Raw genomic sequence first — 14,544 nt, 5'->3', positions numbered from 1 at the left:
ACTGGTAAGGAACGTCACGATGTTACTTTACCAGTTTAGTTTTTCTCAACAAAACCACTAAATCGGTACTAAACAGACATTATTAATCAACATGATTTAAGTTGCTATATCCTCTTCACGTTCTTCTGTTAATTGTGGCTCTATACGAAACCAAATATTGAGATCGTTAATAATACTTGCGTAGTTCATAATTACATGATTTAATTCGTTCATTTTATCAACATCATTTTCCTCTAACAATTCTTTCGTTTTCACAGTAACAATCTTTTCAATCTCCTTTATTTTTTCTGGAATGATTGCTCTTTCTTTTTCCCAAATAGATAAGATTTGAGATTGTTCCTTCAATGAATAATCAGTCCACGGTTTACCTAATTTCGGTATGGAAATCCCTAATCTAGAATCGATTCGAAATACATTTAGCATATCGCTCTCTCCTTTAATACAGTTCTAAGCAGCTAATGGAATTTAAAATAAAAGTAATAATATGTTTATTATATTTAGCATAACAAATGTGTTAATTTTCTAACAACTATATTTTATTTTTTATTAAAAAACTATATGATTATTTATAACCTAATAAGTTCGTAACTCGTATGGGTGCAGCCGTCTCAGTGCTTGTTGCTGCTATGCCTATTATCCGTTATAAGAAATCCAATTAAAAAAACTCGCCCCTATATAAGAGCGAGTTGAAGCATTTTTTCTAGTAAACATATTAACAACCATTATTGCTCACGCTTATTTTTCGCTTTATCTTCATACATGCGTGCATCAGCAACTTTGTACAGCTCTCCGTAATTATATCCATCTTCTCGATAACGAGAAAAACCAACATCAACACCAAAATTTATACCTCTTGATATTATATCTTTCACACTTTTACGGTGAACAAATGATTTAATCTTCTCACACTCTCTCTTTACTTCCTCGAGAGTTTTATCTACAAATACGATTAAAAATTCATCCCCACCTATCCTACAGCAATCATTTTCTGGAAATTGCTCTCTTAAAAAGCTGCCAAACTGCGCTAAAACATGATTCCCCATTTTGTGACCAAGCCTGTCGTTTACATCCTTAAAGTGTAAAAAGTCCATAAGAACAAGCGTTAAATTTTGCTGTCGTTCTTCAGCATCTTGTAGAGTCTTACTCATTTTACTTTCTATATATCGAAAATTATATAATCCTGTTAAAGCATCTGTAATGCTTTGTAAATATACTTCTTCTCTTAACTTAATATTTTCTAATGAAACATAAGCCTTTTGTGCTAATAAGGAGAAAAGTTTAAGCTCTTCTCTATTGAAGCCTGATTTCAAGAGGCGTCCAATAATAATGACTCCTAAAACATGACCTTGGGATTTAATAGGCTGAAACAATAAAGTCGCATACTTCGTTCCAGCAAAGTCAATACCGTCCGTTGATTCCTTTACGAAATGAGAGTTTTGTACATTATCACATAAGTTAATAATGTCTGATTGAAGAGAATCATCTCCAAGTAAACGATCTACTTCGCTAATTAAAACTCCTCTCGAACAAACGGCTTCCAAGACATGATTATTCTTTAAAATAACAACAGCCATATCACTACTTAATGTTCTCGTTGCTTTATCTAATATTAAAGACATTAAGTGATCACGATCATTAATACCAACGATCATAGATATATCATATAATATTGCGATTTGAGTTATATCATTTTCTAACGCTTGAAGTAAATTACTAGGGACTTCATTCAAATTTATACCCCCTTTATTACGAAACACCAAAAATAATTAGCGTCTTTTGATGACTATATATAGGCATACCTTTAGGAATTCCTAATTCTCCAATAGATGAGAAACCGACAAAATGATTATCGCCTAAATGCTCTTTAAACAACGCTAATTCTTTTTCACGAAATTGGTAGTCTAAGGCGTCCATTCGGCTAACACAGTTTATCACTAAATTAAAATTAGGTGTGTTATCGAATTTATTCATATACTCATCTACTAATTGTACAGACTTGTTAAAAATAGTATCTGACCTCGCAACTAAAATTCTAACAACACTATTATCTGGAATTTCTAAAAACATTTGAATACTATCATTCTCTCTATTAATAGCTACAGGCTCCTGAAGAACATACTCCCCATTTACTGTAGGATAACCGAATGAAAAAGACCATTCAACACCTTCATCCCTCTTTTTACCAAGCTTCGCAGTAACGTCATCACAAAGCTGATCATACACTTCTGTCGCACTCATACCATCTATCTCATAAATGTTATGTTTATCTGCACGTGTTATCATTAAAGGACGACCTTCTGGCTGACAACCATGCCCAAGTACATATTCAAACCTTTTCTTAGATAAAAAAGCAACGGCAACCCCATAATCAAAGTATACTTGATCTTCAATAGCAATCTCTACACAACCACCACCAAATATATTAATTGATGGACCAAATGTATTGTACCACTGTTCTCCAACATTCATCATATAATTAAAACCAGACCACAACGTATATATTGTAACCTCATAGTCATGTTGATACGATTTAATAGATTGGTTAAACTGCTCATCTATTTTATTTAAATCATAATCTCGGTGAAAAAGAATCGGTTCTATTAATTCTCCATCCCAATTTAAAGCAACGACTACCACCCCTTTATGTAAAACACCTTTTGAGGTATACAAATACTTAACTCTACCACCAATTACGATCACATCATTAGAAACAGATCTTAAACCTTTGTAGATCGCTTTATAATCATCAGGCTCTGCGTCCTCGGTATACATGATCTTTAACATTTTTGGTTTATTTGCATTTGTAATATAAGACATTGCTTCAATAGTCGCTTCTCTACCAGCAACTTCCCATGAATCTGCAGTACTTACACCAACGTATGTGAAGGAAGACATCCAACCCCTCCTTTTTAATATAAATATATAATAAAAAATAGGTATTGCATAGGTCAATACTCCTATTATGTAATAAATACCTATTTTTTACATAAGATTCGATCTTATCTTGCTTTTATATAAAAAATAAAATGGTGAATCAACAGGGTATTTTCCCTTCTGATCCACCATTTAATGAATGAATATACGTAGCCTTGACGCTATCACTTGCATACTTTGAGTCTTTATTGTGGTATGTGGATAGTGTAGTCAAGATGCTTTATAGTCTATGAGACTCCCTCTATTACGTTATATTTATTTTTCTACTTTGATAAAACTATTTTGTAGATTGTTTATAAATTTGGTGGCTGAAAACAGCAACTCCAGTAACTAATACACCTTGAATAAAAGCTTCAATATGCCATCCAATTAAAAATCCTGAACAAAGCAATGCAATACATAAAAGTATTGATGGAATATATTTATTCGGGACATATTGAGCTTCTTTTATTATTTTTCCAATAATAAGTAGGACTGGCACTAAAATGAGAGCTTCGCCAATTACATACTCAACCATTTGCTCCATTGATATCCTCTCCTTAAATAGGATTTCATAAAAGAAGTTCTGATGATAATTGTTCAAAAAGTGTTTTGAAAGCTTATATATAGTGGCTTCCAGAAACCATTAACAGCATATGTATGAAAAGAAGTGTTAGAGTATGAATACTTACTAATGTCAATTGAGGTGAAAAATAAAAGAATACTAAATTTCATTTAATTAAATGGTTAATGAAGCTTGCAAAAAATAATAATTTGATGAGATTTCAATGATTTAGAACATGGCTATTAAGTTGTAGACATATCGGGAATTATTATTTGGGTATACAGTACGATTTAAATGATTTTTGGTTATTAAATATTAAATGTTTAATGATAATTGGAAAGAAATGTAGTGTAGCTAGAGTATTATTTAGGATTGTTACTTCGTCCGGTTTTAGAAGTTGATGAGGTTAGTATTTGCTGTTTATTTAGAATAAGTTTTTAATATGTGTGGCTGCGTTACTTGACTATGAAGACTTTCATTAAGTAGTTTTTGCTTTTTCAAGTAGCATTGTCTGTCTATGATGAACTTCGTGAATTGTTTTTTTGTTTTTCGGGTAGTGTAGCTTGCCTATGATGACCTTCGTTGAGTGAGGTTTGGCTTTTCGGGCAGCATTGCTTGCTTATGATTACCTTTGTTGGGTGCCGGTTTAGTTTGGGGGTAGCATTGCTTGCTTATGATTACCTTCGTTGAGTGCGGGGGTGGTTTTGGGGTAGCATTGCTTGCTTATGATTACCTTTGTTAAGTGCCGGTTTAGTTTTGGGGTAGCATTGCTTGCTTATGATTACCTTCGTTGAGTGCGGGGGTGGTTTTGGGATAGCGTTGCTTGCTTATGATTACCTTTGTTAAGTGCCGGTTTAGTTTTGGGGTAGCATTGCTTCTCTATGATGACCTTCGTTGAGTGAGGTTTGGCTTTTCGGGCAGCATTGCTTGCTTATGATTACCTTTGTTGGGTGCCGGTTTAGTTTTGGGGTAGCATTGCTTGCCTATGATTACCTTCGTTGAGTGCGGGGGTGGTTTTGGGGTAGCGTTGCTTGCTTATGATTACCTTTGTTAAGTGCCGGTTTAGTTTTGGGGTAGCATTGCTTGCTTATGATACACCTTATTTTATTTTTCTTAAGATTTCATGTTTCATTACTCTCGTATGACACACTTTATTTCATTCCCACTACTTTCTCGCGTGTCATTGGCCTCGTATGATCACTTTATTCTATTTCCACCACTATTTCACGCATCATTGCGCCCCTCCCTAAAAGAACACTTCTCTTTCATTTCACTACATTTATCAAAACAAATCCTGCCTTCGGTACACAAAAGCCCATACCCTAAACAAATTAAAAAAAGCCACTCTCTATTGAGAATGACTTTATCTGCCCAGCAACGTCCTACTTTCACAGGGGGAAACCCCCAACTATCATCGGCGCTTGAGAGCTTAACTACCGTGTTCGGCATGGGAACGGGTGTGACCTCTCCGCTATCGTCACTGGACTATTTATGAGAGTTTATCCTCTCAAAACTAGATAACATATTCTGATTAAATGATCGTCTTAGTAAAGTTTGGTTAAGCCCTCGATCGATTAGTATCTCTCAGCTTCACATGTCGCCATGCTTCCACATGAGACCTATCAACCTCATCATCTCTGAGGGATCTTACTCACTTACGTGATGGGAAATCTCATCTTGAGGGGGGCTTCATGCTTAGATGCTTTCAGCACTTATCCCTTCCACACGTAGCTACCCAGCTATGCTCCTGGCGGAACAACTGGTACACCAGCGGTGTGTCCATCCCGGTCCTCTCGTACTAAGGACAGCTCCTCTCAAATTTCCTACGCCTGCGACGGATAGGGACCGAACTGTCTCACGACGTTCTGAACCCAGCTCGCGTACCGCTTTAATGGGCGAACAGCCCAACCCTTGGGACCTACTTCAGCCCCAGGATGCGATGAGCCGACATCGAGGTGCCAAACCTCCCCGTCGATGTGGACTCTTGGGGGAGATTAGCCTGTTATCCCCAGGGTAGCTTTTATCCGTTGAGCGACGGCCCTTCCATACGGTGCCGCCGGATCACTAAGCCCGACTTTCGTCCCTGCTCGACCTGTATGTCTCGCAGTCAAGCTCCCTTATGCCTTTGCACTCTACGAATGATTTCCAACCATTCTGAGGGAACCTTTGGGCGCCTCCGTTACTTTTTAGGAGGCGACCGCCCCAGTCAAACTGCCCACCTGACACTGTCCCTGATCCGGATTACGGACCGAGGTTAGAATTCCAGTACAACCAGGGTAGTATCCCACCGACGCCTCCACCGAAGCTAGCGCTCCGGCTTCCAAGGCTCCTACCTATCCTGTACAAGTTGTACCAAAATCCAATATCAAGCTACAGTAAAGCTCCATGGGGTCTTTCCGTCCTGTCGCAGGTAACCTGCATCTTCACAGGTAATATAATTTCACCGGGTCTCTCGTTGAGACAGTGCCCAAATCGTTGCACCTTTCGTGCGGGTCGGAACTTACCCGACAAGGAATTTCGCTACCTTAGGACCGTTATAGTTACGGCCGCCGTTTACTGGGGCTTCAATTCAGAGCTTCTCCCGAAGGATAACCCCTCCTCTTAACCTTCCAGCACCGGGCAGGTGTCAGCCCCTATACTTCGCCTTACGGCTTGGCAGAGACCTGTGTTTTTGATAAACAGTCGTTTGGGCCTATTCACTGCGGCTCTCTCGGGCATACACCCTAATAGAGCACCCCTTCTCCCGAAGTTACGGGGTCATTTTGCCGAGTTCCTTAACGAGAGTTCTCCCGCGCGTCTTAGAATTCTCTTCCCGCCTACCTGTGTCGGTTTGCGGTACGGGCACCAGTCACCTCGCTAGAGGCTTTTCTTGGCAGTGTAGGATCAGGAACTTCGGTACTATAATTTCCCTCGCGATCACAGCTCAGCCTTATGACAAGCGGATTTGCCTACTTGTCAGCCTCACTGCTTCGACGCACATATCCATCAGTGCGCTTACCCTACCTTCCTGCGTCCCCCCGTTGCTCAAACGGTGACGTGGTGGTACAGGAATTTCAACCTGTTTGCCATCGCCTACGCCTTTCGGCCTCGGCTTAGGTCCCGACTTACCCTGAGCGGACGAGCCTTCCTCAGGAAACCTTAGGCTTTCGACGGAGGGGATTCTCACCCCTCTTTTCGCTACTCATACCGGCATTCTCACTTCCAAGCGCTCCACATGTCCTTCCGGTCATGCTTCAACGCCCTTGGAACGCTCCCCTACCACTGTCCGTAAGGACAATCCATAGCTTCGGTGATACGTTTAGCCCCGGTACATTTTCGGCGCAGAGTCACTCGACCAGTGAGCTATTACGCACTCTTTCAATGGTGGCTGCTTCTAAGCCAACATCCTGGTTGTCTAAGCAACTCCACATCCTTCTCCACTTAACGTATACTTTGGGACCTTAGCTGATGGTCTGGGCTGTTTCCCTCTTGACTACGGATCTTAGCACTCGCAGTCTGACTCCCGAGGATAAGTAAATGGCATTCGGAGTTTGACTGAATTCGGTAATCCTGTGGGGACCCCTAGTCCAATCAGTGCTCTACCTCCAATACTCTCACCTCGAGGCTAGCCCTAAAGCTATTTCGGGGAGAACCAGCTATTTCCGTGTTCGATTGGCATTTCACCCCTACCCACACCTCATCCCCGCACTTTTCAACGTGCGTGGGTTCGGGCCTCCATCCAGTGTTACCTGGACTTCACCCTGGACATGGGTAGATCACACGGTTTCGGGTCTACAACAACGTACTATGGCGCCCTATTCAGACTCGCTTTCGCTGCGGCTCCGTCTCTTCAACTTAACCTCGCACGTTATCGTAACTCGCCGGTTCATTCTACAAAAGGCACGCTGTCACCCATTAACGGGCTCCAACTACTTGTAGGCACACGGTTTCAGGATCTCTTTCACTCCCCTCCCGGGGTGCTTTTCACCTTTCCCTCACGGTACTGGTTCACTATCGGTCACTAGGGAGTATTTAGCCTTGGGAGATGGTCCTCCCGGATTCCGACGGGGTTTCACGTGTCCCGCCGTACTCAGGATACACTCCGGAGGAAACAACGTTTCGGCTACAGGGCTGTTACCTTGTCTCGCAGACCTTTCCAGATCGCTTCACCTACGCTGTTTCTTTGTAACTCCGTGTGGAGTGTCCTACAACCCCAAGAGGCAAGCCTCTTGGTTTGGGCTAATTCCGTTTCGCTCGCCGCTACTCAGGAAATCGCATTTGCTTTCTCTTCCTCTGGGTACTAAGATGTTTCAGTTCCCCAGGTCTGCCTTCTCATACCCTATGTATTCAAGTATGGATACCATCCCATTACGGATGGTGGGTTCCCCCATTCGGAAATCTCCGGATCAAAGCTTACTTACAGCTCCCCGAAGCATATCGGTGTTCGTCCCGTCCTTCGTCGGCTCCTAGTGCCAAGGCATTCACCGTGCGCCCTTTCTAGCTTAACCACTAAAAAGTGTGGCGTCTTACATTTGCCTTAACTAAGACACACAGTTGATTTCGTTAGAAGAATAGACTTCTATTGATATCTACTGGTGATCATTTAAATCAGTTTTTGTTATCTAGTTTTCAAAGGACAAATCGCACCACGCAAGTGTGCGATAATCAAGTAGTTGTGCTGTCTTTTGAGCTGATACGCGTTAGCGTTCAGCGAGCACAACAACTTTATTTTGAGAGTATGACCTCTCAAAACTAAACAAAAAGTCCAAAGCGAAGTTCGAAAGTAATGAGCTTTATGTTTCTACAGTTGTTGTAGAAAATAACTGCTCCTTAGAAAGGAGGTGATCCATCCCCACCTTCCGGTAGGGATACCTTGTTACGACTTCACCCCAATCATCTGTCCCACCTTCGGCGACTGGCTCCAAAAGGTTACCTCACCGACTTCGGGTGTTACAAACTCTCGTGGTGTGACGGGCGGTGTGTACAAGGCCCGGGAACGTATTCACCGCGGCATGCTGATCCGCGATTACTAGCAATTCCGGCTTCATGCAGGCGAGTTGCAGCCTGCAATCCGAACTGAGAGTGGCTTTATGGGATTCGCTCGGCCTCGCGGCTTTGCTGCCCTTTGTACCACCCATTGTAGCACGTGTGTAGCCCAGGTCATAAGGGGCATGATGATTTGACGTCATCCCCACCTTCCTCCGGTTTGTCACCGGCAGTCACCTTAGAGTGCCCAACTGAATGCTGGCAACTAAGATCAAGGGTTGCGCTCGTTGCGGGACTTAACCCAACATCTCACGACACGAGCTGACGACAACCATGCACCACCTGTCACTCTGTCCCCCGAAGGGGAACGTCCTATCTCTAGGAGTGTCAGAGGATGTCAAGACCTGGTAAGGTTCTTCGCGTTGCTTCGAATTAAACCACATGCTCCACTGCTTGTGCGGGCCCCCGTCAATTCCTTTGAGTTTCAGCCTTGCGGCCGTACTCCCCAGGCGGAGTGCTTAATGTGTTAACTGCGGCACTAAGGGTATCGAAACCCCTAACACCTAGCACTCATCGTTTACGGCGTGGACTACCAGGGTATCTAATCCTGTTTGCTCCCCACGCTTTCGCGCCTCAGCGTCAGTTGTAGGCCAGAAAGTCGCCTTCGCCACTGGTGTTCCTCCACATATCTACGCATTTCACCGCTACACGTGGAATTCCACTTTCCTCTCCTACACTCAAGTCCCCCAGTTTCCAATGACCCTCCACGGTTGAGCCGTGGGCTTTCACATCAGACTTAAGAGACCGCCTGCGCGCGCTTTACGCCCAATAATTCCGGACAACGCTTGCCCCCTACGTATTACCGCGGCTGCTGGCACGTAGTTAGCCGGGGCTTTCTGGTTAGGTACCGTCAAGGTGCCAACCTATTTGAATGGCACTTGTTCTTCCCTAACAACAGAACTTTACAATCCGAAGACCTTCATCGTTCACGCGGCGTTGCACCGTCAGGCTTTCGCCCATTGCGGATGATTCCCTACTGCTGCCTCCCGTAGGAGTCTGGACCGTGTCTCAGTTCCAGTGTGGCCGATCACCCTCTCAGGTCGGCTACGCATCGTTGCCTTGGTGAGCCATTACCTCACCAACTAGCTAATGCGCCGCGGGCCCATCTCACAGTGTTAGGATTGCTCCCAACTTTTACAATAGAACCATGCGGTTCCGTTGATCATCCGGTATTAGCTTCGGTTTCCCGGAGTTATCCCAGTCTGTAAGGCAGGTTGCCCACGTGTTACTCACCCGTCCGCCGCTGATCTCATAAGAGCAAGCTCTTAATTGATCCGCTCGACTTGCATGTATTAGGCACGCCGCCAGCGTTCGTCCTGAGCCAGGATCAAACTCTCCAAAAAATTGTTGAGTTCGATGTCTCTGACATCAAGCCAAATTTTGGCTAATTTTTAAATCTTATTGACGGGATATCCTTTCATCAATCGAATATACGACCAATGTGTCTATCCCACTTCGCTTGGCTTTTTGTTTAGTTTTCAAAGGTCAAAACTTTATGTTGTTGTTTTAGCAACTTTTATATCATATCACTTAAGTACAACATTTGTCAACAACTTTTTACATTTAATCAATTGCTTATTCATATATTTTTTTAACTAAGCCGTTTAGTAACGGGCTGGATAAATAATATATCAAATTCGACAAATAAGTACAATGGTAATATGTGGATATTTAATTTTTTAGTTTCCTCCCAATCATATATTCAATCCAACTCCACGGTAATATAGATTTCAAAAAAATTGTCAATCTAACTCCGTTTCCAACTATATACCTTAAACGCGGTCTTTTACTACGACAAATTTTTTGGACAATATTTATCACCTCTATTGGGTTGGATGCCTTTTTCGATGTGGTTTCTGCATTCTTGTATAAAGTACTTAAATATTTACTATAATCATGATGCGTCACTTTTGTATCAATATTTTTCATCGCTTTTTCCCATATCTTTGTGTTGTATGATCCAGCTTCTATAATACTCACACTAATGTTAAAGGGAAGTAGCTCTAACCTTAAAGATTCACTGTATCCCTCTAGAGCAAATTTAGATGAAGCATATGGTGATAACCCAGGTAAGCCTATCCTTCCACTAATACTTCCTATATTGATTATCTTTCCACTCCTCTGTTTTCTCATTATCGGTAAAAAAGCATTTGTTACAGAAATTACACCAAATAAATTTGTTGCGAATTGTCGTTCCCACTCTTTAACAGTAATAAATTCTGAAATACCACCTAAGCAATATCCTGCGTTATTTATTAAAATATCTATCTTACCATAGTTTTCTTTAATATATTGGACTACGTCACGTATGTCACTTTCAATCGTTACGTCCATTTTTACAACGTCCATATTATTCTTACATCCTACTTTATTTGCTTCCTCCTTTAATTGTTGACTATTGTTTAGGCTTCTCATAGTAGAAACAACTTGATATCCTTTAGAAGCCAGTTCAAGAGATATGAAATAACCAAATCCACTACTAGTACCTGTAATTAATACAACTTTATTCATCTTATTCTCCTCACGATTTTTCTTTACCCTGATAAGTTGTTTCGACAATTTATGCGTTTTCCCCTTTATATCTTTATTCATCTTCTTTCACTTATAAATATAACAGTTTCCGGAAATAGTATCTTTAGTACTTAATGTGATCTTTTTCGTAACGAGAAGGGAGTGCTATGGAGTGGGTCGGCCAATCATAAATGAGGCATATTGGTTAAGAGCAATTTCTTGTCTTGCTGTAGCAGTTACTCATTGTGTAAACACTACGCTTGGCAACTATGAGGAATCTATACCACAACTAGAAGAATATTTCTTAATAGTGATTCGTTTTATTGCATTTTTCGGTACCCCAACTTTCATATTTATATCAGAATTATTATTGGCTCATTCCTATCCAAATAAATTACCTCAAGACTTTTTTATAAAAAGAGTTAAGTTTTTATTAATACCTTTTATATTTATCGGCTTAGTGTTTGCCATTTTAGTAAGTAATTCTTTGAAGGATATCTTATATGAATGGTTAATAAATTTATTTTTAGGTGGTTATCACGGATACTTCATTTTAATAATTTTCCAGTTTTATATTTTACACGCGGCCTTGCATAAATATATGGTAAAGTGGCCTGCAAAAAAAGTTTTGTTAATCGCATTCTTCATCAATGCCATTTACTTAAGTATTTTTAACTTTACCGAGCCAATCGCAGGAAAAGTAGGCGAATATTTTTGGTTACGTGGTTATTGGGTCCCTTTTTTAGGGTGGTTATTTTATTTTGTACTTGGATTTTATTGCGGAAGACATTTCAAGTTACTTAAAGCGCACATTGAACAACAGAAATATATGATGTATATTCTGCCTTTTCTTTTTATCTCTGTTATATGCATTTTAACAAGGTCACATATACTAGACGTCGTTTCGTCTAAAAGAGTAGATATGCTGTTTTACACTGTTAGCGTCATTTTTTTTATTATTTTAGTTACGATGAATAGAGTAAAAGTACCTAAGTTTATTTACATTATCAGTAAATATTCCTTTAATATTTACTTGCTTCATAAAATATTATTGTATTTCCTTAAGCCAATAGGATACTTAAATCCGGTAATATATTTTATATTTTCCTTTATATATTCTGTTTTAGGTGCAGTGATTATCGCAAAAGCACTAGGATATTTCTCGTTCAGTAAATTTCTAATTGGCAAAACAATTCCTATACCTAAAGAAGATGGCGTTCAAAAGTCGTAGCATATAAAATTTGCCGCACACCTACTACAATATGCCCACTATGACCACCCGGCTTTGCACATTTCATTTAGGGAAACTCGATAGGTAAACATTCAACTTCTTGAGTCTCCCTATTAGCATTGGAAATACGTTTATTTTACAATTATGCTAAAATGATACTTGTCATAAAAGTTAAAATAATGGGGTGGTTATAACGCATAATAAATACTTATTAGTCGCTTTAGGGTGGTTATCCTATGTGACAGCTTTCATATATATCATTGATCAATTTTACCCTAACATTCACATTAAAACGTTATACAGTATACTTGGTGGGTCATTATTAGTTTTCACATTATTCCACATCCCGAAGACAAATAATCTGATAGTCGCTTCTTTATTTATTTTAGGCAGTATATGCTTTTATTTAGAAGGGATACATATAAAAACTGCAGTGTTAGGATTTGGACAAAATATAAACTTATTATCTCTTTTTTTATTTGTTCCCCTTATTGCTACTTTTATGGCTACTGCAGGTTACTTATCTACATTAAAATATAAAGTACAGAATAAGCAATCACTTAAGGATTTTAAGCCATATCGTTTTAGTTTTATATTAACTTCTTCTATAGGTTTTATATTAAACTTAGGTTCTATGGCAATTGTAAAACGAATTGTAGAAGAAAGTAGCCCTACATATCAAGATCAGAAACTTACTTTAACGATTATGCGTGGTTTTGGATTTTGTATGCTGTGGTCACCATACTTCGTCAACGTGGGATTAGTACTCGTTGTATTTGATGTATCTTGGTTCCAAATTGGTCTTTATGGACTAGGATTATCCATACTTTACTTTTTTGTTTCTATCATAATGTTTAGATCTATTGCATTCGATGATGATCCTGTTTTAAAACAAACAGTGTCTAAAAGCGTAAATGATGTAGATCATCATTCTTTAATGCCGTTTATCCTTTTTTCAATCACGCTTATTTCTTTATCCTTTTTACTAGATTATTTTTTACCAGTTAATATGATTATTATCGTTTCAGTCGTTGCGCTCATACTCCCTTTTATATGGTCAGTTCTCGCAAGACAAACAGCAAGTTACGTACACGATGCTGTTGATCAAGTGAACAATTCTTTCTATAAGTTAAAGAATGAATTAGCGATATTTATTAGTGCCGGTTATTTCGGATTCGCTATTTCTGAAACGAAAATTGGTGAAATACTTTCCAATTTACTTTTTAATGCTTCATTTAACTCAGTGCTCGTGTTAACAGTTCTTATTGTCGTATTATCAATTTTACTTGCACAGATTGGTATTCACCCTGTCATTATCGTTATTGGTATTGGTAGTGCATTAAGCCCAGACAAATTTGGTGTAAGCGCGGAATATTTAGCACTTGTTCTATTAGTAGCATGGACTTTAGCAACTCAACTTTCTCCTTTTTCTGGGCAAGTATTGATGGCGTCAAACTTAACAAAACAACCAACAGTAAAAATTGTACGACAAAATGCCCCATTTGTACTGGTGCTAGCCATTGTTCTAACTACAGCTGTTTATTGTCTATATTTATTTAAATTCATTTAATAAGGAGGTTATGAAACATCATGGATAAAATTAATACTGACAAAGTAATTGAAAACTATAAAAATGATGAAAGAATGATGATTCAAATTTTTGTTCAATGGTGTATCAATAATGAACTCGATCCTCATTTAATATATGAAAAAGCATATCCAGGCCAAGAAAAAAATCGACTATTAATTGATGCAATATCACAAGCGATAAAAAAAGAAGAATCAGAGGAAGTATCTGATGAAATGATTTTAGAACTACTGTCTATTTATGGCAACGATGACCTGGCATTTATCGTATCAGAAGAGAGTGAAAATAAGAAGAAATCGTAAGTAGCCCTTCTGTATCTAAGTTTTGAAAAATGAGTGAAAAAGTCTTTTCCATTTTCTTATTAAGAAATTATGAAAGCATACTCACTAACAGTCTTAGTATTTTAACTTAAAAATATTGCCCTTAGTTGTTGATTTTCACTTCATATCTCTTTGTCTCTTCCTCTGCCAATTTCGCTCTAACTCTGGTTCTGTCGAGACATCTAGGAGCGTATTCAAGAAGAGTCTCTTGTGGATATGGGCATTGCTTTAAAAGGGAACTGAAAAGAGTTGATCTTTACCTTATATAGTTCCCTCTATGCAATGCAATTTCCAGTGGTGTTTGCACACTTAACGAGAATCAACTAGGCATTAAAAGTGCCTAATTAAGAAAAGACTTAAAACTAGTTTTAAGTCTTTTTTCTAACGACGT

8 protein-coding genes and 3 rRNA genes are annotated in these 14,544 nt (G+C 39.4%); 3 read left to right on the top strand and 8 right to left on the bottom strand.

What is annotated here, in order from left to right:
* Nucleotides 1-96 precede the first annotated feature (96 nt).
* The 8 genes from BCELL_RS10315 to BCELL_RS10280 all read right to left on the bottom strand — a co-directional run bounded on the left by BCELL_RS10315 (nucleotide 97) and on the right by BCELL_RS10280 (nucleotide 11,014).
* Nucleotides 97-423 carry a hypothetical protein gene (locus BCELL_RS10315; RefSeq protein WP_013488662.1) on the bottom strand — a complete coding sequence of 109 codons (327 nt, stop codon included), beginning with the start codon at nucleotides 421-423 and terminating at the stop codon, nucleotides 97-99.
* A gap of 299 nt (nucleotides 424-722) precedes the next feature.
* Nucleotides 723-1,730 carry a sensor domain-containing diguanylate cyclase gene (locus BCELL_RS10310; protein WP_013488661.1) on the bottom strand — a complete coding sequence of 336 codons (1,008 nt, stop codon included), beginning with the start codon at nucleotides 1,728-1,730 and terminating at the stop codon, nucleotides 723-725.
* Between the two features lie 16 nt (nucleotides 1,731-1,746).
* Nucleotides 1,747-2,895, bottom strand: coding sequence for an FIST C-terminal domain-containing protein (locus BCELL_RS10305; RefSeq protein WP_013488660.1), 1,149 nt, complete (start codon nucleotides 2,893-2,895; stop codon nucleotides 1,747-1,749).
* A 316-nt stretch (nucleotides 2,896-3,211) separates the two neighbouring features.
* Nucleotides 3,212-3,460 carry a phage holin family protein gene (locus BCELL_RS10300; protein ID WP_013488659.1) on the bottom strand — a complete coding sequence of 83 codons (249 nt, stop codon included), beginning with the start codon at nucleotides 3,458-3,460 and terminating at the stop codon, nucleotides 3,212-3,214.
* A 1,387-nt stretch (nucleotides 3,461-4,847) separates the two neighbouring features.
* Nucleotides 4,848-4,963: ribosomal RNA gene (rrf, locus tag BCELL_RS10295) — 5S ribosomal RNA — on the bottom strand.
* Nucleotides 4,964-5,032: 69 nt separating this feature from the next.
* Nucleotides 5,033-7,965: ribosomal RNA gene (locus BCELL_RS10290) — 23S ribosomal RNA — on the bottom strand.
* Nucleotides 7,966-8,291: 326 nt separating this feature from the next.
* A 16S ribosomal RNA gene (locus BCELL_RS10285) occupies nucleotides 8,292-9,846 on the bottom strand.
* Together the 16S, 23S and 5S rRNA genes form the textbook arrangement of a ribosomal RNA operon.
* Nucleotides 9,847-10,174: 328 nt before the next feature.
* Nucleotides 10,175-11,014, bottom strand: a complete 840-nt coding sequence (locus BCELL_RS10280) for an SDR family oxidoreductase (RefSeq protein WP_013488658.1) — start codon at nucleotides 11,012-11,014, stop codon at nucleotides 10,175-10,177.
* Nucleotides 11,015-11,186: 172 nt separating this feature from the next.
* On the opposite strand from BCELL_RS10280, the gene BCELL_RS10275 reads away from it, so the two are divergent.
* The 3 genes from BCELL_RS10275 (at nucleotide 11,187) to BCELL_RS10265 (ending at nucleotide 14,135) form a co-directional block, all read left to right on the top strand.
* Nucleotides 11,187-12,245, top strand: a complete 1,059-nt coding sequence (locus BCELL_RS10275; RefSeq protein ID WP_013488657.1) for an acyltransferase family protein — start codon at nucleotides 11,187-11,189, stop codon at nucleotides 12,243-12,245.
* Nucleotides 12,246-12,483: 238 nt separating this feature from the next.
* A complete protein-coding gene (locus BCELL_RS10270; protein ID WP_013488656.1) occupies nucleotides 12,484-13,815 on the top strand; it encodes a hypothetical protein in 1,332 nt (443 codons plus the stop codon).
* 20 nt (nucleotides 13,816-13,835) lie between these two features.
* Entirely contained in the window at nucleotides 13,836-14,135 is a 300-nt protein-coding gene (locus BCELL_RS10265; protein ID WP_013488655.1) for a hypothetical protein, read from the top strand.
* The last annotated feature ends 409 nt before the right edge of the window (nucleotides 14,136-14,544 follow it).

The sequence above is a fragment of the Evansella cellulosilytica DSM 2522 genome (genome assembly GCF_000177235.2).
GTDB lineage: Bacteria > Bacillota > Bacilli > Bacillales > Salisediminibacteriaceae > Evansella > Evansella cellulosilytica.
This window is presented reverse-complemented; position numbering and strand designations above follow the sequence as displayed.

Coding starts and splice junctions, on each gene's coding strand:
- BCELL_RS10315 (WP_013488662.1), bottom strand. CDS start 423: ATGCTAAATGTATTTCGAATCGATTCTAGATTAGGGATTTCCATACCG.
- BCELL_RS10305 (WP_013488660.1), bottom strand. CDS start 2,895: ATGTCTTCCTTCACATACGTTGGTGTAAGTACTGCAGATTCATGGGAA.
- BCELL_RS10300 (WP_013488659.1), bottom strand. CDS start 3,460: ATGGAGCAAATGGTTGAGTATGTAATTGGCGAAGCTCTCATTTTAGTG.
- BCELL_RS10280 (WP_013488658.1), bottom strand. CDS start 11,014: ATGAATAAAGTTGTATTAATTACAGGTACTAGTAGTGGATTTGGTTAT.
- BCELL_RS10265 (WP_013488655.1), top strand. CDS start 13,836: ATGGATAAAATTAATACTGACAAAGTAATTGAAAACTATAAAAATGAT.